This window comes from Methanolobus sp. ZRKC2 (assembly GCF_045291185.1).
Taxonomy (GTDB): domain Archaea; phylum Halobacteriota; class Methanosarcinia; order Methanosarcinales; family Methanosarcinaceae; genus Methanolobus.
In genome coordinates, this window is the sequence record NZ_CP146980.1 from 295,299 (window position 1) to 319,230 (window position 23,932).

At 40.9% G+C, this 23,932-nt stretch carries 24 protein-coding genes; 16 read left to right on the forward strand and 8 right to left on the reverse strand.

The window, feature by feature from the left end; genetic code table 11:
• Window positions 1-14: 14 nt before the first annotated feature.
• A complete protein-coding gene (locus tag V7O62_RS01305; protein WP_406657215.1) occupies window positions 15-1,196 on the forward strand; it encodes an argininosuccinate synthase in 1,182 nt (393 codons plus the stop codon).
• A gap of 316 nt (window positions 1,197-1,512) precedes the next feature.
• Complete coding sequence (locus V7O62_RS01310) at window positions 1,513-2,286, forward strand: class I SAM-dependent methyltransferase (RefSeq protein ID WP_406657216.1); 774 nt, start codon at window positions 1,513-1,515, stop codon at window positions 2,284-2,286.
• Window positions 2,287-2,336: 50 nt separating this feature from the next.
• Here the strand turns inward: V7O62_RS01310 and V7O62_RS01315 are convergent, their stop codons facing one another.
• The gene (locus V7O62_RS01315; RefSeq protein WP_406657217.1) at window positions 2,337-3,218 is read right to left on the reverse strand and encodes a DUF1638 domain-containing protein; all 882 of its coding nucleotides are present in this window, start codon (window positions 3,216-3,218) and stop codon (window positions 2,337-2,339) included.
• 499 nt (window positions 3,219-3,717) lie between these two features.
• On the opposite strand from V7O62_RS01315, the gene V7O62_RS01320 reads away from it, so the two are divergent.
• On the forward strand, window positions 3,718-4,857 hold the full coding sequence (locus V7O62_RS01320; protein WP_406657218.1) for an FIST signal transduction protein: 1,140 nt from the start codon (window positions 3,718-3,720) through the stop codon (window positions 4,855-4,857).
• A complete protein-coding gene (locus V7O62_RS01325; RefSeq protein ID WP_406657219.1) occupies window positions 4,832-6,118 on the forward strand; it encodes a sensor histidine kinase in 1,287 nt (428 codons plus the stop codon). Before V7O62_RS01320 ends, V7O62_RS01325 begins: the two co-directional genes overlap by 26 nt.
• Before the next feature lie 7 nt (window positions 6,119-6,125).
• Here the strand turns inward: V7O62_RS01325 and V7O62_RS01330 are convergent, their stop codons facing one another.
• Complete coding sequence (locus V7O62_RS01330) at window positions 6,126-6,491, reverse strand: TfoX/Sxy family protein (RefSeq protein WP_406657220.1); 366 nt, start codon at window positions 6,489-6,491, stop codon at window positions 6,126-6,128.
• 248 nt (window positions 6,492-6,739) lie between these two features.
• Here V7O62_RS01330 and V7O62_RS01335 point away from each other — a divergent pair, with 248 nt between their 5' ends.
• From V7O62_RS01335 to V7O62_RS01345, 3 genes are all read left to right on the forward strand, one after another.
• Complete coding sequence (locus V7O62_RS01335; RefSeq protein ID WP_406657221.1) at window positions 6,740-6,916, forward strand: ATP-binding protein; 177 nt, start codon at window positions 6,740-6,742, stop codon at window positions 6,914-6,916.
• A gap of 318 nt (window positions 6,917-7,234) precedes the next feature.
• A complete protein-coding gene (locus tag V7O62_RS01340; RefSeq protein ID WP_406657222.1) occupies window positions 7,235-7,645 on the forward strand; it encodes a VOC family protein in 411 nt (136 codons plus the stop codon).
• Between the two features lie 55 nt (window positions 7,646-7,700).
• Entirely contained in the window at window positions 7,701-8,096 is a 396-nt protein-coding gene (locus V7O62_RS01345) for a VOC family protein (RefSeq protein ID WP_406657223.1), read from the forward strand.
• A 48-nt stretch (window positions 8,097-8,144) separates the two neighbouring features.
• Here the strand turns inward: V7O62_RS01345 and V7O62_RS01350 are convergent, their stop codons facing one another.
• From V7O62_RS01350 to V7O62_RS01360, 3 genes are all read right to left on the reverse strand, one after another.
• Window positions 8,145-8,807 carry a dienelactone hydrolase family protein gene (locus tag V7O62_RS01350; protein WP_406657224.1) on the reverse strand — a complete coding sequence of 221 codons (663 nt, stop codon included), beginning with the start codon at window positions 8,805-8,807 and terminating at the stop codon, window positions 8,145-8,147.
• Window positions 8,800-9,483: a phosphoribosyltransferase gene (locus tag V7O62_RS01355; RefSeq protein ID WP_406657225.1), complete on the reverse strand. Its 684-nt coding sequence runs from the start codon at window positions 9,481-9,483 to the stop codon at window positions 8,800-8,802. Before V7O62_RS01355 ends, V7O62_RS01350 begins: the two co-directional genes overlap by 8 nt.
• A 291-nt stretch (window positions 9,484-9,774) precedes the next feature.
• The gene (locus tag V7O62_RS01360; RefSeq protein ID WP_406657226.1) at window positions 9,775-10,962 is read right to left on the reverse strand and encodes a PLP-dependent aminotransferase family protein; all 1,188 of its coding nucleotides are present in this window, start codon (window positions 10,960-10,962) and stop codon (window positions 9,775-9,777) included.
• 154 nt (window positions 10,963-11,116) lie between these two features.
• On the opposite strand from V7O62_RS01360, the gene V7O62_RS01365 reads away from it, so the two are divergent.
• The 5 genes from V7O62_RS01365 (at window position 11,117) to V7O62_RS01385 (ending at window position 13,994) form a co-directional block, all read left to right on the forward strand.
• Window positions 11,117-11,701: a diacylglycerol/polyprenol kinase family protein gene (locus V7O62_RS01365; protein WP_406657227.1), complete on the forward strand. Its 585-nt coding sequence runs from the start codon at window positions 11,117-11,119 to the stop codon at window positions 11,699-11,701.
• Between the two features lie 190 nt (window positions 11,702-11,891).
• Window positions 11,892-12,071, forward strand: a complete 180-nt coding sequence (locus V7O62_RS01370; protein ID WP_406657229.1) for a hypothetical protein — start codon at window positions 11,892-11,894, stop codon at window positions 12,069-12,071.
• Window positions 12,072-12,310: 239 nt separating this feature from the next.
• Window positions 12,311-12,838: a cytochrome P460 family protein gene (locus V7O62_RS01375; RefSeq protein ID WP_406657230.1), complete on the forward strand. Its 528-nt coding sequence runs from the start codon at window positions 12,311-12,313 to the stop codon at window positions 12,836-12,838.
• Between the two features lie 111 nt (window positions 12,839-12,949).
• Complete coding sequence (locus tag V7O62_RS01380) at window positions 12,950-13,315, forward strand: cupredoxin family copper-binding protein (RefSeq protein WP_406657231.1); 366 nt, start codon at window positions 12,950-12,952, stop codon at window positions 13,313-13,315.
• Window positions 13,316-13,367: 52 nt separating this feature from the next.
• Window positions 13,368-13,994: a phosphoribosyltransferase gene (locus tag V7O62_RS01385; protein ID WP_406657232.1), complete on the forward strand. Its 627-nt coding sequence runs from the start codon at window positions 13,368-13,370 to the stop codon at window positions 13,992-13,994.
• Window positions 13,995-14,072: 78 nt separating this feature from the next.
• Here V7O62_RS01385 and V7O62_RS01390 read toward each other — a convergent pair whose 3' ends face one another.
• Window positions 14,073-16,199 (reverse strand): methyl-accepting chemotaxis protein, encoded by a 2,127-nt coding sequence (locus V7O62_RS01390; protein WP_406657233.1) that lies wholly within the window; start codon window positions 16,197-16,199, stop codon window positions 14,073-14,075.
• Window positions 16,200-17,254: 1,055 nt separating this feature from the next.
• Window positions 17,255-18,034 carry a helix-turn-helix transcriptional regulator gene (locus tag V7O62_RS01395; RefSeq protein WP_406657234.1) on the reverse strand — a complete coding sequence of 260 codons (780 nt, stop codon included), beginning with the start codon at window positions 18,032-18,034 and terminating at the stop codon, window positions 17,255-17,257.
• Between the two features lie 381 nt (window positions 18,035-18,415).
• On the opposite strand from V7O62_RS01395, the gene V7O62_RS01400 reads away from it, so the two are divergent.
• The 4 genes from V7O62_RS01400 (at window position 18,416) to V7O62_RS01415 (ending at window position 22,881) form a co-directional block, all read left to right on the forward strand.
• Window positions 18,416-19,411 (forward strand): hypothetical protein, encoded by a 996-nt coding sequence (locus tag V7O62_RS01400; RefSeq protein WP_406657235.1) that lies wholly within the window; start codon window positions 18,416-18,418, stop codon window positions 19,409-19,411.
• Between the two features lie 146 nt (window positions 19,412-19,557).
• On the forward strand, window positions 19,558-21,033 hold the full coding sequence (thrC, locus tag V7O62_RS01405) for a threonine synthase (protein WP_406657236.1): 1,476 nt from the start codon (window positions 19,558-19,560) through the stop codon (window positions 21,031-21,033).
• Window positions 21,034-21,195: 162 nt separating this feature from the next.
• A complete protein-coding gene (locus V7O62_RS01410; protein WP_406657237.1) occupies window positions 21,196-21,759 on the forward strand; it encodes a MarR family winged helix-turn-helix transcriptional regulator in 564 nt (187 codons plus the stop codon).
• Window positions 21,760-22,386: 627 nt separating this feature from the next.
• On the forward strand, window positions 22,387-22,881 hold the full coding sequence (locus V7O62_RS01415) for an N-acetyltransferase family protein (protein WP_406657238.1): 495 nt from the start codon (window positions 22,387-22,389) through the stop codon (window positions 22,879-22,881).
• 46 nt (window positions 22,882-22,927) lie between these two features.
• Here the strand turns inward: V7O62_RS01415 and hisG are convergent, their stop codons facing one another.
• Window positions 22,928-23,800, reverse strand: a complete 873-nt coding sequence (gene hisG, locus V7O62_RS01420; protein ID WP_406657239.1) for an ATP phosphoribosyltransferase — start codon at window positions 23,798-23,800, stop codon at window positions 22,928-22,930.
• Window positions 23,801-23,932: the final 132 nt, after the last annotated feature.

Genomic DNA, 23,932 nt, shown 5'->3' on the forward strand with positions numbered 1-23,932 from the left:
ATAGGAGTTTTCTTATGTCAAAGAAAGTTGTACTTGCTTATTCAGGCGGGCTTGACACTTCTGTGTGTATCCCGCTGCTCAAGGAAGAGTATGGCTGTGATGAGGTCATAACTGTCGCAGTTGATGTGGGCCAGCCAAGAGAGGACGTTGACCAGGCCGAGGAGAAGGCACAGAAGATCAGTGACAAGCACTTCACTCTTGATGTGCGTGAGGAGTTTGTCAACGATTATATCTTCCCCCTTATCAAGGCAAATGGTGACTATGAGGGCTACGTGATGGGAACATCCATCGCCCGCCCGTTAATCGCCAAGAAGGTTGTCGAGATCGCAGAACAGGAAGGTGCTGTTGCGCTTGCACACGGATGTACCGGCAAGGGTAACGACCAGCTTCGCTTCGAGGCAGTGTTCCGCCTCACCGATATGGAGGTCATTGCACCCATGAGGGATATGAACCTCACCCGTGAATGGGAGATCGAGTATGCGAAGAAGCACGGCATTCCAGTTGGTGTTACGACTGCAAAGCCTTGGAGTGTGGATGAAAACATCTGGAGCCGCAGTATTGAAGGTGGCAAACTTGAAGACCCTGGATTCATTCCTCCAGAGGAGATCTACCAGTGGACTGTTTCCCCGGAAGCTGCACCTGAAGGCCAGACTCTTGTGATTGGTTTTGAGAATGGTGTTCCTGTATCACTTGATGGTGAGAAAATGGACGGTGTGGAGCTTATCGAGAAGCTCAATGAGCTTGCAGGCTCACACGGCGTCGGCAGGACAGACATGATCGAGGACCGTGTGCTCGGACTCAAAGCTCGTGAAAACTACGAGCACCCTGCAGCTACAGTACTCCTGACAGCCCACAAAGACCTTGAGAAGCTGGTACTCACAAGAGCAGAGCTCAAGTTCAAGAAAAGTGTGGATGAGCAGTGGTCCGAACTTGCCTACTACGGCCTTGTGGACGAACCACTCTATACAGACCTCAATGCTTTTGTTGATAAGACCCAGGAGCGTGTCACAGGTACCGTTACCGTGAAACTTCACAAGGGCAGCGTTATCATACTCGCAAGGACATCCCCGTATGCATTGTACTCAGAAGATCTTGTTTCCTTTGACAGTGCAACTATCGACCAGAAAGACGCCGAAGGCTTTGCTAAGTATCATGGCTTCCAGGCGAGGATGTTTAAGAGGGTTGTTGAGAAGTAATGTCGTGTGCCGGAAGGCATACGAATTTTTGATTTAATTGAAGACTAAGTTAAAAATCTTATTATTCTTCAATTAAATAAGCTCTTTTTTTCGATTGCAGTCTTAATGGACTACTTGTACATTTAAAAAACCCTCTCTCCTCCTATATCAAGAGGAACAAGTAGGCACTTTATTTCTTCTGTTGACTAGAAAAGATTTATAGAAAGAAAATAATGGAAACCTGACCAGATGTTCAGCGCTGCTCCACTGCATTTAGCATTAGATGAACTTTTCTGAACCTCCCGAAGGTAAGATCCATAAAAAGTAAGGCTACATTATGAACGATGAAAATAAGTCAATTCACGAGTTTGATCTTGAATTAATCTGCGAATACTTTGTAAATCTGGAACGACAGGGGCCAGGTAGTCCTGAAATAACGATTAAAGCATTGAGCTTTATCGATGATCTTAACGACAAATCACTTATTGCCGACATTGGCTGTGGATCAGGTGGACAGACAATGGTATTGGCGCAGCATGCACTGGGAAATGTTACAGGTGTTGACCTTTTTCCTATTTTTATCGACCTGTTCAACCGTAATGTTGAGAAACTGGATCTTCAGAACAGAGTAAAAGGTATTGTTGAATCAATGGATAATCTTCCCTTTCGGAATGAGGAATTGGACCTGATGTGGTCGGAAGGAGCAATCTACAATATTGGTTTTGAACGGGGGATTAATGAATGGCGTAAATTTCTGAAAACCGGAGGTTATATTGCTGTTTCGGAAGTATCATGGTTTACGGAAGAACGCCCTGCTGAGATCGAGGAGTTCTGGATGGATGCCTATCCGGAAATAGACACTATTCCCAATAAGGTGGCTCAAATGCAAAAAGCCGGATATATCCCAGTCGCCACTTTTGTTCTGCCCGAAAATTGCTGGACGGAAAATTTCTATGCTCCACAAGTAGAAGCAGATAAACTTTTCCTGGAGAAAAATAAAGGCAATAAAGCTGCCGAGGAATTTATCGCAAACCAACGGCATGAAGCACATCTGTATAATAAGTACAAAGAGTATTATGGCTATGTTTTCTATATAGGGAAGAAAATTTAAACTTCTTCCCAAATCGTTAATGCGCTAAAAAGCATCTAACCTGTCAATACTCAAACTGTTTTAATCATTGGAATTTCACTCTCATTCCTGACTTCAGTGAGTACATCCTGTGAACCTGAAACTCTTATAGAAGGTATCATCTGGTCTTCAATTAACCTGTTCCTGAAGTCCGCATAGGAATTATTGACTATGTCCCTTTTACCCTCGATTTCGAGAATATCCAGCTGGAAGGTGTCGGCAAAGTCTTCTATCTTTTTATGGTAGTCTTTCGTGTAGTGTGAACCGGTATTTATTTTCACCACATTTTCATAACCCATTGAGTCAAGAACAAACTTGGCCATTTCGATATCATCCCGTTTTTCAATAAAACCGCTGTACTGGAACATTTCCTGCCAGTTGTGTACCCACATCGGAGTCATCACAATAGTGCTCTTTCTATTGAAATTGCTTACCATTTTCAAAAAAGATTTCCGGCCACCGACAACTGCGCCAATGCAGTCATCAACTATCCTTCCGTCATCGTCTTTCAGGATGGACACGGGACATGGTAGTTGTTCCAGATCCTTCTCTATCCTTTTGAGAACGTTTCCGCAAAGGCCATAGAATAAAAATATACCATCTGAGAAATTGGAGATTTCTTTCACATTCCTGTAGACCTCGTCTCTCAGATATTTTGGTTCCCCGTGAAGTGAAAGGGGCATAATATTGATTGTAACAATGTAACTGTCAACGTTTGCCGATTCACATTGTCTTGGGATATCCTCAACAGGCATTATCTTATGAGGCATGCTGACTTTATTCAGTTTCTCAACAATCCCGGCACATTCCTCGTTTTCAATAACGATTATGTCGTCTATTCTCGGATCGTTGCACAATGTGTCAATGATCTCGTCCTCAAACATCCGACAGCCGGTTATGTTCATTACTGCCATCCTTAATCCTCATTTTAAATGAATTGCATCAGAGGTGTCTATACTGATAACATCAGTTGCTAAATCGGAGTTACTATTTTCCGCAAAGCACATGTCTTCAGTAATCATGTTGATAATATCAATACCTTTGATAATTCCCGCTTTATAGATCATACTTTATAACTATTTGCTTAACGCCGTGAACAATGCAAATGTTAGGAAGAAAATTATAGATGTTTCTATTCGGAGCATAAAATAGTTGAAAATAGATTTTTTGTTTGTAGAAACGTCTGCTTTAAACTAAGGACAGTATGTTCTTAATTTAAGCGCTCCTGCAGTGGAAAGTATCAAGAATATTATGAATATATTTCATATGATTATCTATATTTTTCTGATGAAATATTATATATAATTAAACCAGCATACCTATCAAGTAATGCATTGAATGTGCTTTATCGCATTTTACAAACTATCATCAACTCGTTGACATCAGTCTATGCAATAAAATCAGGGGCTTTTTATGTATATTCCAGATTCCAGCATCCATGAAATCGTTAATGCAATTGAGGATATTGGCATTCAGGAAAATGAAACTGTCCTGATAATGCTTGCTGAGCAACAGTTACCTAATATCTCAGATTTAATCCATGAGCTCAACAAAAGGGAGATTGATTTTTTCGGTGCTATATTTCCCGGTTTAATATACAATACCGAAAAATACCAAACCGGAGCAATAATCCGATCCCTGCCGATCATCCAAAAGCCAATACTCATACAGGATATCAGTGGATGTGAAAAAAACATAGAAATTTTACTTGAACCCTTCAAATATCTTGGCAAGAAAAGTGCCACAGCTTTCATCATTCTTGATTGCCTGTCTTCAAACATTTCACGTTTTCTTTCTTCCACTTTCAGCTTGCTTGCTGACTCAGTAGAGTATGTAGGATGTGGAGCAGGCTTTTTGGATATGGAATCGCGACCTTGTGTCTTCACACCTGATGGTTTTTTTAAAGATTCTGCCATAATAAGTCTTCTTGACATAAAGTGTAGTCTTGGTGTTCACCACGGTTGGAAAAAAGCTATTGGCCCGTTTGTTGTAACAAAAAGTCAGGATAATCTGATAAAAGAGCTTAACTGGAAGAATGCTTTTGAGGTTTACAAAGAAGCAATAGAAACAGACCTTGGAACAAAATTCGATGAAAAAAATTTCTATGAAGTCTCAAGCCATTATCCCTTCGGCATCTACACAGAAGACGATGAAAACCTCGTCAGGGATATCCTCAAAAGGACAAGCGAAGGTGATCTCTTTTGTGCCGGTGGTGTTCCTGAGAATGCTGTCCTCAACATTCTCAAAGGCGAAAAACTGTCCCTGGTTAATTCTGCAGGACAGGCACTGGAAGATTGTTTTACCAATAATGATATCCACGCTGAATATTGTCTGATAATTGATTGTATTGGAAGAGCTCTATTTCTTCAGGATGATTTCAAAGAAGAATTGCTGGCAATTTCGAATGGATTAAAAGCCCATAACAGTAATCTGATTCCCGAAGGTGTTCTGTCACTCGGGGAAATTGCTTCAATGGGTGGGAACATAGTTGAATTTTTAAATAAGACTGCAGTGGTAGGAGTTTTCCATGAGTCCCCAGGCACAATACACTGACATTTTCAACCAGGTATCACTCCTGTATGAGCTTTCTCTCTCAGTCGGTAATTCACTGGATATGCAGGAGAACTGTGATAGTTTCCTGAAGAAACTGATTTCCAGGAAAAAACTTACTTATGTTTCGGTTTGGATCAAAGATGAATATTTATTTGACAGCAACGAGAAAATTGCCAGTCTCGTGTATGCAAATCCGGAATACTACATACGCAGAGCAAGTATTTCCCTGTCCAGTCCTCTTTTCTCAGATATGTCTCAAGATAATGCTTTTTTTATAAACTCCTGCGAGGAGAAATTTAACGATTTCATCCCGGAAGTAAGATTTTCAACAGGCACATGTATGGTATTCCCTTTAAAATATTTTGGAATCTTAAAATTATACTGGCTCAAAGAACTTGATGATCCTGAATTTGTAGCCAATCAATTAAGTAATGTCATATCAAAATTTGCTTTCTCACTTGAAGCATGCCTGCTCCATAAGAGGTCCTTGTGGGAAATGGAAGAAAAAAGAAAAGCCCTTGAAGATAAAGTCCTTGCTGAATCCTCAAACCGTGCCAAGAGTGAATTTCTTGCTAACATGAGTCATGAACTGCGCACACCTCTTAATTCGATAATCGGCTATTCGGACATGATGCTGGAAGGATATTCAGGTGAACTCAATGAGAAACAGATGCGTTATGCAAAGAACATTTCAAACAGTGGAAAACATCTTCTGGGAATAATCAATGATATTCTTGACCTGTCAAAAATAGAATCAGGTGAAGTTGACATCTATTATGAAGAAGTACCTGTAAAGAAGATGGTCGATGAAATCATAGTCACCCTCACTCCACTATTCTCCAAAAACGATCTATCATTAGAAGCATCTGATGTTGAAGACACTATCATAATGGCTGATAAGAGTAAACTAAAACAGATACTGATCAACCTTATCGGTAATGCCATTAAATTCACACCTGGCAGTGGATCAGTAACCGTATCCTCATGCAAAAAAGATGGCATGCTCAATATCCTGGTAAAAGATACGGGAATAGGCATTTCACAAGAGGACCAACAAAAACTGTTCGAACCATTTAAGCAACTTGATTCGACTCTCAGTAGAAGATACGATGGCACAGGTCTTGGTCTGTCCCTTGTCAAAAAATTGGCTGCAATGCATCAGGGAACAGTGACAGTAGAAAGTGAAGTGGACAAAGGAAGTACTTTCACAGTATCCTTGCCGGTTAAAGTTCCGCTAAGTGAGTCTCAAAAACAATTTTAATCTTTGTTCAAGCCTTTTTCTTACCTTTTTTCTTTTCCTTTACAGGAAGTGAGAATACATAATCATACGAGATATCAAGCCATTTACTCATCTCTTCATTGTTATCGTAAACAGATGCCGGAAGGAGTACATATTCTTTCATTCTCCTGCCCATAGGCTCAAAAGGCGCAGCTTCATCATGCTCGGCAAATAACCGTTCCTGGTCATCGGGTTTCAAACGCAGCATAATATTATCCTGATGAACGCCGGCAAACATATTTCCTTTGACAAAGTATACGGGACTTCCGAACATCTTCCTGAATTCCACATCAAACCCTTTAACCGAATCTTCGAGCAAAATTGTCAGTTCTTCAGACGCTTTTTTCCATGCCATCCTTTCTCATCTCCGCATCTTTTTCATAAATATGTCTTTTACCTGTTACATTCGATAGAGTAAATTTAGCTCTCAACAATATAAACTCGTTCATCCACTAAACAGCATTTTCATTTACACATTGGGAATATATTAATTATCAGAGTTCTTATCTTTAATATCAATCCAAAATTCGACAGGTATTTATCCGATAATCCACGAATTTGATAATATTGCCTGGATAAAAGGGTAATATTGGAGGAAATCTGATGACAGCTATTGTTGATAAAGATCTGTGTACCGGTTGTGGAGTATGTGTTGATTCCTGTCCGGTGGAAGCAATTTCCATGAACTCCGAAGACCTTGCAGTTGTTGATCCTGAAACATGTGTGGACTGTGGCGACTGTGTGGAAATTTGCCCTGTAGAAGCTATATCACTTGAGTGAATACAGGACTTTTGTTTTTTAATTCGTAAATGCTCGGACGACTTTTAAGTACCTAATGCTATCTCGGTCAGCTAAGATCCGGGAGTGTATCCTGCAAAAAGTATTTTCAGACTGACTTTCGAGTGGCATTCGGTACGGACAGCCGAAGGCAGCAAAAAAGCAATGATATGAAAGAATGGTGTTGATTTCATGTATCCCTGGTGCAGCTTTTTAGGCAGTTTAAAGAGCATGAATTGAGCCTGAAGGGATACTTTACTAATAAAACAATACCTGATTGGAAAATTTTGATAAAATGTTAGATGTGGGCGGTGAAGAACAATGAACAGGATAGTGCATTTTGAAATACAGGCGGAAGATCCCGAAAGGGCTGCTACCTTCTACAAGGAAACTTTCGGATGGAAGGCAGAGGAGTGGGTCATACCCGGTATCAAAATGAAAGATGAAGATCGCTACTGGTTAATAACGACAGGACCTGAGGATGAACCTGGTATTAACGGTGGTCTTCTGTTTCGCAAAGGTCCGGCACCCGTAGAGGGACAGAGTGTAAATTCATTCGTCTGTACGATTGATGTTGCCAGTGTTGACGAGTCTCTTGATAAAGTACTCAAGGCAAAAGGAACCGTCGTACTTCCCCGAATGGCAGTAAAAGGCATTGGCTGGCTGGCCTATTGCAAAGACACAGAAGGCAATTTATTTGGTATTATGCAGGAAGATGAGAACGCAGAATAATAATTCCTGAATGAATCACAAATTAAGATAGATTCTTTGATTGGAGGGGTTAGTTATGTTTAAAGATACAAAAGCATTCGGCAGTTTTTCAGTTGATGACCTGGCAAAAGCAGAGGCCTTTTATGGGGAAACCCTTGGTCTTGATGTGAGCCCGGAAGATGAGGGGATGAGAATCCGTATTGCAGGTGGCATGCAATTATTTGTCTATCCCAAAAAAGACCATCAACCTGCGACGTTTACAATTTTGAATTTCCCGGTTGATGACATCGACCGTGCAGTAGATGAACTGAAAGCCCGTGGTATAGTTTTCGAGCACTATACAGGTGAATTGCGAACTGATGAAAAGGGTATTTCCCGAAGCAGTTTTCATGAAAAAGATATAGATGTCGCGTGGTTTAAAGACCCCGCGGGAAATATCTTGTCCGTAATACGTTCAAGTAAATATCCCTGAGACATCCATTTATTCAAGACATAGAATGTTTCAGAGTACTTGATTGAATTATGCATCAGTATTGAGATATTTCCTGAACCATTCTCCTGCCATCCTGGCTGCTTCTTCCAGTGTTCCCGGCTCCTCGAAAAGGTGAGTAGCACCGGGAACCAGTTTCATTTCTTTCTCTGCTTTCAATCTTTCCAATGCCCACTTGTTCATGCCTATTACAGCACTGTCCATACTACCCACAATGAGCAGTGTAGGTGTCTTTACGTCTGCCAGAACCTTGTCTGCAAGATCAGGTCTTCCTCCTCTGGAAACCACAGCCCTGGTGTGTTGCGGTCTCTCACTTGTAGCTACAAGGGCAGCAGCAGCACCGGTACTTGCCCCGAAGAAGCCTACTTTGAGATGTGAAGTAGCCGGATTTTCTATTATCCAGTCTGTAGCTGCAACAAGACGCTCGGCAAGCATTTCTATATTAAAGCGAAGTTCAGCAGTGAGACGATCAATCTCTTCTTCTTCTCTTGTCAGCAGATCAAAGAGTAGCGTAGCAAATCCCTGTTCCTGAAGATAATCCGCCACAAACCTGTTTCTCGGGCTGAATCTGCTGCTTCCGCTTCCATGTGCAAAAATGACTATACCTCTTGCTCCTTCAGGAATCTCCAGGTTTCCTTCAAGGTGTATGGAATCCAGGGGAATTTTTATACTATTTTCTTCCTGATCAAGCATTTTCTGCCCCCTTTGCGGAAGCTTTGTATTCGTTTATATCTCCGGCTTTTCCCAGAAGATCACAAACTTCCCTGTCACTCGTCTGGGTGAAATCCCCATACCATGCACCGACACCATAGAATGGTTCCGGTGTTGTGAGACAGACAGTCTTATCGACATCCGCAGCGAATTCATCACATGCTTCCCTGGATGCTGTGGGAACTGCCACGACTATCTTTTCGGGGTTTTGCGTCCTGAGTGCCCGGACAGCTGCCTTCATGGTAGCACCCGTAGCAAGTCCGTCATCTACAAGGATAGCTGTCTTGCCGGTAACATCCAGCTCAGGCCTGCCTTTGCGATATAGTTCTTCTCTTCTCTCAAGTTCTTCCCGCTCTGCTGCCTCCACGGTATCAATAATTCCCGGAGATATCCGAAGAGATTGCACCAGATCGGTATTCAGGACACGTATACCCTTAGATGCTATTGCTCCCATCGCAAGTTCTTCGTGACCGGGAACTCCCAGTTTTCTTACAATGAACACATCAAGTGCCACATTCAACTTCCTGGCTACTTCAAAAGCAACCGGAACTCCTCCTCTTGGTAACGCAAGTAAAATAACATCTCTACGTCCCGAATACTCGGAAAGCTCCTCAGCAAGCTTTCTGCCGGCATCTGTTCTATCTTTAAAAAGTGCCATATCTTACCCACTCATGCTATATTTTCTAAGGCCTGGTATTTATTGATTCTCTTAGAACAAAATTCAATCCTGCAACAGTTGTCTTTCTCCAGTATCAAGTTCCATCTTTACCTTACGATTACAGGAATCGATGTTCTCTTCTTTTTATTCCTTCCAATTCCCGGCCTTATAGACAGTACAGTATTGTCATAGGAAAAACTTAGAAAAAGAAAAAATTTCACAGGATATCAGGTACTTTCCTGTTTTGAAAGTTAAGCAAATTGCAAAAAGAAAGTCCTTTGAGGACTTCTCTTATCGATTGGCAGTAAGCCTTTCCAGGCATCCGGCAAGCTTTTTAATTCCCTCTTCGATTTGTTCGAAGTCCGAATTGGAAAAGTTCAGTCTAAATGTATTGTCCCCGATTCTGTCCTCCGTATAGAAAGGACTTCCCGGGACGAAAGCAACATTCTCTTTTACTGCAAGATCAAACAGGTCTATAGATGAAATACCTTCAGGAAGCGTTACCCAGATAAACATCCCGCCTTCGGGTTGAGTATATTCGATTTCATCAGGGAAGTGCTCATCCATCATTTTGACCATCAGGTCCCGTCGTTTCCCATAAGCGTCCTTGATATTCAGGATGTGTTCATCTATATCGTTATCTTGCAGGTATTGATAGATGATCCTCTGGGACAGGTAATTGGAATGCAGATCCGCGGCTTGCTTTGCTACCAGAAGTTTGTTCATTATCTCCTTTCCTGCACATATCCATCCCATTCTAAGGCCCGGAGCAATGATCTTTGAGAAAGAACCCATAAGTATCGTTTCGTCAGAAAAGCTCCTGATAGTTGGCAGTTCCTCACCCGCAAATCTCAGTTCACCATATGCATTATCCTCAACACAGACAACGTTGTGTTTTTTTAGAATATTGGAGAGAGCGTTTCTTTTCTCCCTGGAATATGTGATGCCGGAGGGATTCTGAAAAGTCGGGACAGTGTAAAAGAGCTTTGCAGTGCCTTCATTCAAAACACTTTCAAGCAGGGCCGTATCTATGCCATCATCAAAAAGGGTTACACTCCTGAATTCAGGTTCGAAAATAGAAAAGGCCTGGATAGCTCCCAGGTATCCCGGTTGCTCAATGATGACCTTGTCTCCTTTGTTCAGAAAAACTTTTCCTATTAGGTCAAGGCTCTGCTGAGAACCGTTGGTTATAAGAATCTCATCAGGTTCGATTTCCAGTCCGCTTTTCCTGTGATATCTTTCAGCAATGAATTCCCTCAGCGGTAAGTATCCTTCAGTGGAGCTATATTGAAGAACATTCTTTCCCTCTGCAGACAGGACTTTTGCAGAAGCTGCTGCGATAGCTTCCACAGGGAAAAGGCCTGGATTCGGAAGTCCTCCTGCAAATGAGATAATTTCCGGTTGCTCGGTAACCTTCAATATCTCCCTGATAAATGACTTACGTGTAAGCTTCATCCTGTCTGCGAAAATGGTGTTCATTCGGTTTTTCTAATCTTTGATACAAATTAAATCTTTTTATCGGATACCCTTTCTCTTCTTTTTTCTTCAAATTCTCGGCATCTGTTAATTTTGCAAAAAAATTCTATTTTTTTGATGAACTCTTTTATATACAACAAAAGCACATTTAATGCCGATGGCCTCTAAATCCTTTGTCAACGAGATTCTGAGAAAAGGAATTCACCTGACATCTATTCTCATAGTCCTCGTCTATTTTTATTTTGGGAAGCAGGCAACTCTGACCCTTCTTATCACATATCTTGTGATAATTCTGACCATTGAACATCTAAGGCTGGACAGAGGATTCAAACTTCCCTTTGTCAGCTTTCTGTTTAGAAAGAAAGAAATCTCCAGCCTTGGTTCACATGTTTACTTCACTCTTGGTGCACTTGTTGCCGTATCTGTCTTTAGTGAACATATTGCCTATGCCGCCGTACTGATGACCACTTTCGGGGATGCAAGTGCAGCATTAGTCGGTAAAAAAATAGGAAAAATCAGGATATTCGGTAATGGCAAGTCTCTTGAAGGTGCGGTTGCAGAATTTTTTGTTGACCTTGTGATTGGCTATTTCTTCCTTTCAAGCTGGCCTGTCGCCATTCTGATGGCATTCATGGCAACATTTGTGGAAACATACTTTGTGAAGATTGATGATAACCTTGCTATCCCTGTCTTTTCAGGGTTTTTTGTAGAGCTTTTCTTATTTCTGAATTTTCATTTTTGATATGTGCAATAAAAATATGATTTAATTGTACCTGATGAATGCAGTTTAATTCTATCAAGAAACTCACCTGCTTAAATCAAATTAGTTTGTTTTCAGTGCAATTTAATTTTTTGAAAAGGTATATATAGATCGCGAATATAGGCTATTATACACGAAAAATATAAGCTGGAACTATAGCGAGGTAACAAATATGACATCATGGGAATACGAAATAAGATCAATTAGATTTGGTGAATGGTCTCTCACAAAAGAGGATCTGAATGAACTTGGTGTCGATGGATGGGAATTGGTTAAATTCTCCGGTGACATCGATGACAATGGCATGATGAAAGCATTTTTCAAAAGGCCCCTTGACTGTCTCGAAACATAGATTCTATAATTTATTCCTGTTTTTTGTTTAAGTACTCATTTAATCACTTTTTTACAATTTGATTTTTGTTCCCATACTCTTTAACTGTAGTTTTGTGTCAGATTTTTAAAAGAAAAGATTTTGCGCAGACATGAAATTTTTAGTAAATTCCACTCTCTCAGATTACAGGTTAAGAAATATGTTAATAATAGGGATACCATAAAGTTTCAGTGAGTAAATAGAATATTTGGTGGGTTAGTATGAAAAGCAAATTACTAGTGTTACTTGTTATTGTGAGTGCCTTTCTTGCAATCGGGTGTACAACAAATGATTCAGGTGGAAATGAAACTTCAAATCCTGAAACAGATTCCCAGCAGGATGCTGCTGAACTCTATACACAGATAACCGGGGACGATAACTATCAGCAGTGGGAACTTATGCCGGGGACAACCGAGATGGAACCCGGAACCGGTGTTCATGGGAACCTGGTAACCGTATATGTTTCAGATGAGGCCTTTGCTGCTGTCGAGGACAATGCAGAGACAATGCCGAATGGGAGTATAATCCTTAAAGAAGGCTACAGTTCGGACGGAGAACTTCAGGAAATCCTCCTTATGCAGAAGATCGACGGCTTTGATCCTGAACACAACGATTGGTTCTGGGCGGCTTATAGTCCCGATGGAGAAGTAGCAGTTGAAGGACAGGTTGAAGCTTGCCAGGACTGTCACTCTGGGGCACAGGATACTGATTATGTTTTCACTGCTGAGCTGACTGGAAATAACTCTTAAGCTCTATATTTTAGCCTTGATATTCTCTTAGTTGGGTGAAGTGTTTCCGGAAATCATCTTTCCGGTAATGCTTCAATAATTATTTTTTTGATGTCATCGGGGAGTAATCGAATGAGAAAATTATTGAAATGGCTGCTGATCATGGTCCTTGTGGCAGCGGCGGTACTTGCTTCAGGCTGTACGGATTACGGGACAACAGACAGTTCTAATGATAATGGAGGGCAGGTCCAAACTAACGAAGTCGCCATTGAGGATTCTGAGTTCTTACCTCAAAGCATCAGAGTTTCGGCCGGAGAGTCTGTTACATGGATAAATGATGGTTCTGAGACTCATACTGTAACTGCCGATAACGGAGCGTTTGATTCCGGACACCTTGAACAGGGTGAGGTTTATACCCAGGTATTTGAGGAACCCGGCACCTACAATTACAGGTGCACTATCCATCCTGAAGTAGTGGGTACCGTTACAGTGGAGTGATTTTCTTGTTACAGGATATAGATAAACGATAAATTATCGTTCAGAGGTTCCAATGTTTGAAAATCGCAAAGATGCCGGAGAAAAACTCGCAAAAGCTTTGGATCGATACAGGGGAAAAGATGTATTGGTGCTTGCTATCCCAAGAGGTGGAGTAGAAGTAGGCTGCCAGGTGGCCAGATATCTGGATGCTGACTTTTCCCAACTCATTACCCGAAAATTGCCTTTTCCTGATAATCCGGAAGCTGGGTTTGGTGCAATAGCCGAGGATGGCAGCACATTTGTTTTCAAGGATGCTGCAATGTGGCTTTCGCGAGGGGTAATCGACCGAATAGTGGAAGAGCAGTCTTTGGAGATACAAAGAAGAATCGAGGTTCTAAGGAAAAGCAAACCCTTGCCTGATATGAGTAACCGGATGATCATATTGGTGGATGACGGACTGGCGATGGGCTCCACTATGAGGGCGTCGATCATGCTTTGCAGGAATAAAAAAGTAAACAGGATAGTTGTTGCCGTTCCTGTTGCAGGAAGAGAGGTTGCTGAAGAAATTGGAAAAATTGTCGATGATTTAGTCGTGCTTGAAATACCAGATAACTTCATGGCCGTAGCTCAGGTTTATAGAAACTGGTATGATGTTTCTGATGAGGAAGTACTGGAGATCTTAGAAAACAGATGCTTATGATTTAACAATATAACTTGGAAAAAAGCAGTATCCAGTTGGAATAAAAAATAAGCTTGAAAGAAAGAAGAAATTTGGCCATCAGGCCAAAATATCTTTTTCTCTCTCTTTCATAACGGAGGCTGGAATTTCAGTTTCACCCGTAGAAGTTGTAGGCTGTTCATCCAGGGTGAATTTTGCGATCATCTGCTGCATGGCTGCAGCCATCTTTGCAAGTTCATGTGCACTTTCCGCAAGTTCATTCATCGACGCAGTTTGCTGCTCAACTCCTGCTGAAGCTTCCTCTGTACCTGAAGCAGCTTCCTCAGAAATAGCTGCAACCTCTTCAACTGAAGAAGTTATTTCTTCAATGGAAGCTGACTGTTCTTGGGCACCAGCAGCTATATTTTGTGCCATTTCAGCTACTCTGCTGCTTTCTGCAACGATATTCTTTACAGCAAGGACTGTTGTGTTAAGTGCATTGACACCTTCACCGACAGTCTCAGTGCCACTTTCCATTGCTTCAACGGCTTTACCGGTACCTTCCTGCATATCATGGATCAGTTCAGATATCTCTTTGGCTGCATTACCGGAATCCTCTGCCAGTTTTCTGACCTCATCAGCCACTACTGCAAAACCTTTCCCATGATCACCTGCCCTGGCAGCTTCTATGGCTGCATTGAGTGCAAGAAGATTAGTCTGGTCTGCAATGCTGGTTATAAGATTAACTATTTCTCCGATCTGTCTTGATTTTTCTTCAAGTTCGGTAATTACTGAGGCTGAGATGTCAGTTGTCATCTTGATAGAATCCATTTGCGTCAACATTGTCTCAGATTCGTCTCCAACTTTGTTTATAAGGTCGCTTGTAACTGTTGCAGTCTCGGCAGCCTGCTGTGCATTGGAGGCTATATCCTGGACATTTGATGTCATATCTGTCATAGCTCTGGCAACTTCTTCGGTCCTGGATGACTGACCCTGTGCACCTTTTGCTATCTCTTCTACTGTGACGGAAACCTGATTGGATGCAGCGGTCATCTCCTCAACGGAAGCGGATATCTCCTGAGCAGTTGAAGCGACATTATTAGCATTGGTACTTACCATTCTGATAATGCCCGTTAGTGTATCCAGAATGTCATTAAGTCCTTTAGGTATTGATGTGAAGTCAACCCCAACATCCGTATCTGCACGGGAATTGACTTTACCTTCCATTGCATCAGAGGATATGTTCTGAAAATCATCAACTATATTCTGTATGCCTCTGGATATTGTTCTGCTTATGAACAATGAAAGAGCGGAACCAAGTACTATAAAGATAATAACAGCTGTCATGATACCATTTCTGATGGCAACAACCGGGGCCATGAACTCATCCACATAGGTTCCTGAAGCTATGATCCAGTCCTTGTCTTCATAGTACGTGTAGCTCACCATTTTGTCTCTTCCTTCCCATTCATACACGACGTCGCCGTTCTTGTTGCTGATCATCTCCCTGGCAAAATCATTCGCATAAAGACTCTCACCCTCTTTTGTCGGATGGATAATGAGATCTCCGGTAGAGTCCATTACATACATGTATCCTGTTTCACCAAAGGTTATAGTCTGCATTTGTTCTTTGATCTGCATCCTGTATGCTTCTTCGGAGATACCGACACCAAGGATTCCTATTATCTTTCCATTGTTGTTCCTGATAGGTTCATAGATTGTCATGAACCATTCACCGAGAACATCAGCCCTGCCTGTATAGGTCTGTCCGCTCTTAACAACTGTGTTATAGATTTCCGGGGATATGGTGCTGCCCGTACCACGGCTTCCATCTTCGTTTCGTGCTGTAGTCGATATACGGATAGCAGAGCCATCGTTGACCTGAAATACGCTGATACTGCCGCCGACTTTACTGTAAATGAGGTCTACAAGCTCGACATCATTATTGATTACGCGATCACCGACAACCATTTTCCCATCAACGATACTTGCATCATCTGTTGAGTAGAATTCCATACGTGCTGTATCGATGTGATACTGCAGATTTTGTTGTGCAACAGTGAAAGTTGTATCTATGTAGTCTTTTTCCATTTTCACCTGCTCATCTAATCTTTCCATGAGCTGAGTTTCAATAGCAGATGAAGTTTGTTCATAGGCATAAAAACCTACAAGTGCAACAGGCACTATAGCCAGGATCAGTGCTAAAGCAATAATCTGACGACTTATTGGTATGTTTTTGAGATTCATTTTCCACCTTTGTACATCAATTCCACAGCTAAGTGTGATATTGTGTAGCAATTGGCTTCATTAATATATAATAATTTCATATATTATAATGTTATTATAATTATATATTTTTTAAATAAACAATAAAAAATAATCCGGGCTTTCTGCTGCATTTAATGATTGTTTCTTATAAAAATTGTTTGAACTAAGGATCTGAACAGAACATATTATCATTTTTGTGCAAAAGATATAACCTATTTTGATTCACGGATAAAGAAAATAAAATTATTCCAACATATTCATCTATAGGAACTCAGGATGTATCTTTGATTCCTGTGGAGTATTATTAGACATAAAGATTTAACCTGACTTATAAAATATTCATGCAATTGATATTAAGACAATTGAATTTTTAATGGCATCGAAATATATGTCATGATGCCTGTTTAAGCCGGGTTCATATTAAGTATAATGAGAAAAAACTATTTTTTACGGGTTAGGGGACAACTTGTGGGTAAATGCCACGAGCTACCCGGGATAAACAATAGAAACAAACCCTGAATTTGCAAGAAAGAGGCACCTTATACGGGCCGTTTTTCAGGTGCCTCCTCTTACTACCGTTTTTCAGTTTGCCGTTTTTCAATCTACCGTTTTTCAATCACTATCTATTCTGGAATAATATGTTCATCCAGTGATAATGACTTACCTCCTAGATGTCAAGATGGTAAAAAAATGTTCCTATATATTCTTTTAAAAGCAAATTTCATTCTATATAGGCATGTTTATTTCATTATACTTTGTTTAGATATATGTTATATATATAATACTCAAAACCAGAATCATATGAAGATGATTATTCAAAAAAAGGAATCTCAGTATACATTGCTTAACAGGGATGTCAGCCAGTTCAATATATAGGCGTATATATATTATTCAAGCAATGCAGCTTGAGTCCTATATTTTTCATGATCGCAACCAAGAAAAAAATATGAAGTTTGTGATTAAATATTTGTAATTTGGTTTTGGAAATTCGATTTATTGTCCGGGGCCTGCAACTAAATGTCACTCTGGGGCTTTCAGGTATCCGCTACGGGCAATGCATCTTTTCTAAAGTAATCAAAAAGATGTTTTCCCCATTCAAGGGCTCCTGGATTGCAGGTCATGAGTTGTTTATTGTCATAAGAATTTGCTTCTCCGAGTAACCTGAACAAGATACAGTAATCATTAAGTGCAAAAGAGATGAACTCCAGTTCTCCGGGATACAGATAGAATTTTACCTTACCCGATTTACTGAACTCTTTTAGTTTTTCGTTATTTTGTTCTTGCAATTTATCTAATAGTTCTTTTGTTATGATGATGTGGACATCAACATTATTTTGTACCCAGCCTGAGACTATTAAGGAGAAATTGGGATGCAGGTAAGTCGTGATCTGGTATAATGATTTGGAGTCTTTGGTTTTTTCGCAAAATTCCTTGTTTATTTCGAAGATATCAGCAAGGCTTGGTTCTATTACATCACATGAGCCAAGTTCATAGAATCTCTTTAGTAGCTCTGGGGGGATGAAATCAAGATTGTGTTTTCCCCAGTACTCAATATCATTATCAAGTACCTTCATGGTTTCCAGGAGTGGTATCATTTCATCTACGATAAGTTTTCCAATAGTTGTCAGTTCATAAGTGTCGTCCTGCTGGGAAACAAGATTACTATGCTCCAATATCCTTACCTGTGGAAGCAAGGCCTGCCTTGTTGTTTTTAATGATTTGAGAATAGTTTCCATTTCCATGGGACCGGCTTTTAACAACAAAAGCATGTTTTTCCTCTTTTCAGACCTGAAAACAACGTCCAATAATTGCATTTTCATTGACCCCCGTCTCTTCCTCGCAACTACAGCAGGAACCTGCAATTATTAGTTGATCTATTGCAGAAATCCCCGCAGAGAAGTAACTAGCTAAGGAATGGGCTTGTTACATAAATAATTGAAAATTTCTGCTATTTAAGATATTTTAAATAAAAAAAAAATTAAAAAAAATCGACTATTTAATTCAGATGCTAGCAATAAGCTTGTCTAACAAACTATTATCATTTTTTTAAGTAAGAGGGTAATACAATTGGGATTCTATGGGATTCTTGCCTATCTTTGTTCAGTAAAGTTGTTCCCATAATTATTAAAATGACCAGAATAAATAAAAACGTGGGTCCTTTATCGGGGCTTAGAGAATGTGGGAAACTAGTGTACATGATATCAAAAAAAATCGTTTTCTTTTGTTTTTTGAGTATCCTGTTGATAGCATCAATGGGTACTTCGATAGCACAGACCGTTGAAGGAACCGAAATTCAAATCACAACCAACGAGTCAGATCAATATTTTCCGGTAATCTATGGGGACACTATAGTATGGACGGATGTTCGCAATGAAAGTTCTGATGTCTTTCTCTATAATATGACTACAGGGGAGGAATTGCAGGTAACATCAAGTCAATCAGAGGAAAGAGTTCCTGATATCTACGGGGAAATTATAGTTTGGGAAGATTGGCGCAATGGGAACTGGGATATTTTCATGTATAACATTTCTTCCGGAGAAGAATCTGCTGTGGTAATTGATGAAGCTGATCAGAGAGTTCCTGCAGTTTATGAAGATAGAATAGTCTGGGAAGATTCACGCAATGGTAGCTGGGATATCTATATGTACAATATTTCTTCCGGAGAAGAAATTCAGATAACTGACAATGAATCAGACCAGTTGCATCCTGCGATATACGGTGACCTGATAGCATGGATGGATGACCGTAATGGTGGCTGGGATATATTCGTACATGACCTCTCATCAGGAGAAGAACTACAGCTAACTGCCAATGAATCAATAGCCTTGTACCCTGATATTTACGGTGACAGGGTAGTGTGGATGGATGACCGCAACTACGATCAGGACATATACATGTACAATGTCACCACCGGGGAAGAACTACAAGTCACAATTAATGAATCCTGGCAGATTGTTCCTAAGATTCACGGTGACAGGATAGTGTGGACGGACGAACGCAATGCCAACTGGGATATTGTCGGCAACTCGGATATCTATATGTATGATATATCAACAGGAGAGGAATTCCAGGTCACAACTGATGAAGAACGTCAGATATATCCTTCTATCTATGGTGACACTATTGTCTGGGAAGATAGGCGCAATCTGAATGCGGATGTTTTCGCCTTCACCCTGAATAATTCTACTTAACGATGTGTTTTCAGACACATCCATACTATTAGCATCAGGCAGTTCGCCTGATTGCAATTCATTTTTACCTCCGTTTTTATTTTTTTATTGACATATCCTGTTTTGAATACATAAGGCATCTTTACTATCCGAACCTTCGCGTCTTTATGGAAAAGCTCATAAATGAATTACGCCTTGTAGTACAAAAAAGGCACTCAAGGAACTATATCTATAAGCAGGTTGCCTGCATATGGAATTTTCAGATCATTATCAGAGAAATAAAACCAAACCTGATCAACATGAGACTCTACAGCACAAATCTCCAGGCGGAAGAAGTAAGTTTTGAGACCGCACTTATTGCAGGACTTGCCCCTGACAAGGGCCTCTACATGCCAAAAACATTACCAGGCTTCTCAGAAGAAGAGCTTTTGTCTTTGAAGGATGAGCCATATCCGGAAATTGCTTTTCAGATACTGAAAAAGATTCTCAAGGACGAGATTGATGAAGAGTCTTTGAAGGAAATAACCTATGATGCGTACAATTATGATGTCCCGTTGGAGAAAGTTGATGACATTACCTATATTATGAGGCTTGATCGGGGTCCTACAGCTTCTTTTAAGGATTTTGCAGCCCGTATGATGGCAAGGCTTATGCAGTATTACCTCAAGAAAGAGGAACGTCAACTCACCATACTTACGGCAACCTCCGGTGATACCGGAAGTGCGGTGGCCCATGCATTCTATGGTCTTGACAATATCAGGGTCATTGTGCTATTCCCCCAGGATGAGGTTTCAGATCGTCAGCGTAAGCAGATGACTACTCTGGGCGAGAACATCACCGCTTTGTCCATCGACGGAAAATTCGATGATTGCCAGGCTATGGTTAAACAGGCATTTGCAGATGAGGAACTCAGTCACCTTAACCTTTCATCGGCGAATTCTATAAACATTGGTCGTCTGGTGCCCCAGTCAATTTATTATTTCTACGCTTACCTTAAATTGAGAGATTACCCCGAAGAGCTGATAGTTTCCATCCCCTCCGGCAATTTCGGAAACATGATGGGATGTGTGCTTGCAAAGACCATGGGCGTGCCTATTAAAAAAATTCTTGCTTCTGTAAATGAGAATGACGAGGTCCCGACCTTCCTTGATTGCGGGAAGTATGCCAAGATAGTTCCATCTAAGAACTGTCTCTCCAATGCCATGAATGTGGGTCATCCAAGTAACCTGTCAAGACTGATTGCTATATATGGCGGCGAGATGGACGAAAAAGGCAATGTCAACAGGATGCCGGACATGGAGGGACTCAGGCAGGACATATCTTCAACTTCTGTCACTGATAAGGAAACAAAGGCAATTATGAAAGAGTTCTTTGATGATTACAATATTCTCATAGAACCTCATGGAGCTGTTGGTATTAAGGGCCTGAGGGACTATAGGGAACTCACAAAGGATAATACTCTTGCAGTGACTCTGGAAACCGCCCACCCGGCTAAGTTCCCTGAAGAGGTGAGCTCTGTCGTGGGTGTCGATCCCGAACTTCCCGAGAGTCTGCAAAAAATCGAATCAGGGGAGGAACACATGGAGTCCTTGACAACTGATTATGCCAGTTTCAAGGAATATTTGAAGATGAAGCTTGAATAGGCTCTCTGAATATTTCTTTTTCTGCATGGGTGCTATTAGCTTCATATTCTAATAGCCTATTTTTTTGGTTTTCATGCTGTATTTGCATGTCTGGTTTTTTTAGTTATATACACCCTTCAGTGGCAAGATTTAGATAATGGAAGGCATACCAATATTGTATATATGGTAAACAATTTTCAATATGCCTCCGGGAAATCTCCGGGACAAAATTCCAATATGGCAGATCCTGAAGTAGTGGCTGGCGAAATAGTGGATACTCTTGTCAGGGTCATTAACAAGGCTTCTTCGATCGAAAAAGATCCTGTTGACATCGGGCATGGCATACTTTTACATCCTTCCGAGATCCATCTTATTGATATGGCCGGGCGCTTTCCGGATGAAAGTGTTTCTCAGCTTGCTTCCAGGCTTGGTATTACCAAGGGTGCGGTTTCCCAGACTGCAAAAAAACTGGAGGAAAAAGGCTACCTTGAGAGAGCTAACAAGGAGAATGACAAAAAAACGATTGTACTAAAGCTGACAGGGTACGGGGAAGATGCGTTTCGGTGGCATCATATGTACCATGAGGCAATGAACCGGAAAATGGCAGCCGATATTGAAGGAATGGATCACAATGATATTGAGAATCTGAAGCATGTACTTATGCAGTTTGAAGAGATGCTTGAAAAATGTCCTGAAGTACGTAAAGAAATTACACGAACATTTCAGGAAACAATCTCCGAGGATTAATTATTGCTTTATTTGGTACTAATAAGCATTTTATGAAAATAATGTACATGATCTTCAATATTTCAAATAAGCTTCAAATCTCATCATAATGATACTCAACATATATTATAGTGTAGATATATTTATATAGTTAAAAATGATACTAGGATTTGCAGTCACAAAAGCTAAAGATGTTGGGTGGTTGCAGGCCATTCGGTGGTACGATATGGACTTATAGGAAAATGCTGGAACAAAAAACGAATCAAAATGAAAGAACGTTAACAGGTCTCTACCCCCAATCCCCCCAATTCCCTCAAAAACATATGACCTGTTGACGTTCCTGTTTTCAGCAACTTTCTTTTAGTGGAGTATGAGCAGGTTGTGGTTATGTCCTTTCAGGACAGGGTTATTGTCAAAATAAATGGGAAGCATTTTTCTGCTTCCTCTCTCTTTCCTTCCAGACACATTGTTTCTTGTTAGTAGAATTTTTTATTTACGATATTTTTGTTTGTCATTTCTCTTTTTGCTGCAAAACTTGCTTTAACAATAGTTCAATTTAGTTTAGCAACTATTCTTAAATAGTTTAGTATCTATACTATATTGCCTGAAAGGCCAGATGCCCATGTACTGGTCAGAAGGAGGATAAAAATGTCGGAATATACACTTGAGCCACTCAATCTCTCCCATCGTAATGCTGTCGTGGATATCTTCAATTATTATATCGAGAACAGTTTTGCAGCCTACCCCGAAAATAAAGTCCCGTACGAATTTTACGATATGATACTCCAGAGTTCAGCAGGCCATCCGGCAGATGCTGTCAAAAATGAAGATGGAGCTATCGTTGGTTTTGGTTTACTTCGCCCGCATTCTCCCATGCCGGCGTTTTCAGGTACTGCTGAAACAAGTTACTTCATCCGGCCTGATTCGAGGGGTTTGGGTATTGGCTCTATACTACTGGATCACCTGATAAACCAGGCAAGGGAAACAGGTCTTCACTGCGTCCTGGCGAATATATCCTCACTTAATGAGGAAAGCCTGAGTTTCCATGCAAGACGTGGTTTTACTGAATGTGGCAGGTTCAGGGAAGTTGGAAAAAAGAAAGGGCGGTTTTTTGATACAGTGTGGATGCAGAAAATATTGTGATGGCCGGAAAGCCATCATTATAATCTGTGGCAGATTTTTGTTCCTGTCAGTAGACAATCTTTGATATGTCCATCTCAAGGATGTCCTCGGCTCCGAGAGCCTTGAGCTTTGGTATCAACAGATTGACTTCGTTCTTGTTGACAACAGTCTCGACTGCATAGTAATCCGATTTGTAAAGCTGTGACACTGTAGGCCTTTTCATAGAAGGGAGAGCTTCAATCACGTCATCCAGCTTGTTTGCAGGGACGTTCATGTCAATGAGTACCTTTCCCCTTGCCTCAATTACCGAGAGCAGAAGTGTCTTTATCTCTTCGATCTCCTGTTTCTTTACAGGATCTTCCCAGCTTTCTTTGCTGGCAATAAGCTTGGAGGATGATTCCATTATGATGTCCACTATCTTAAGGCCGTTCTTGCGCAGTGTTGACCCGGTTTCGGTCAGGTCTACGACTACATCCATAAGATCAGGAACCTTGGCTTCGGTTGCGCCGTAGGAGAAATGGATATCTACGGGGATGCCACGCTCTTCAAAGAACCTCTTTGTCATCTTTGGATACTCCGTAGTTACCCTGCTGTTTGGTTTGACATCCCTGGCACTCTCTATGGGAGCATCCTTTGGTACTGCTATGACTATTTTGACATTACCTGCACCCTGCTTGCTGTATGGCAGGTCTGCAACTTCCACTACATCGGCATCTGATTCACTGACCCAGTCCAGGCCTGAGATTCCAAGGTCGAAGTAACCCTCAGATATATAGCCAGGAATCTCCTGTGGTCTCAGGATCTTGATTTTGCCGATCCTTGGATCATTTATCTTAGGATTGTAGTCCCTGTCTGTCTTTTTTATCTCCAGGTCTGCCTGCTTGAACAACAGGAAAGTCTGTTCCTCTAAACTGCCTTTAGGAAGAGCTATGTCTATCATTTTTACATCTCGGTCTATTGTTTTGATGACTGTAACATAAGAAAGATAGTTGTATTTTATAAGTGTTTCCTGAAGATAGCAACTTCAAAAAGAGGTCAGGGGAAAAAGAAATGGAAAGAAAATATTTTTAAA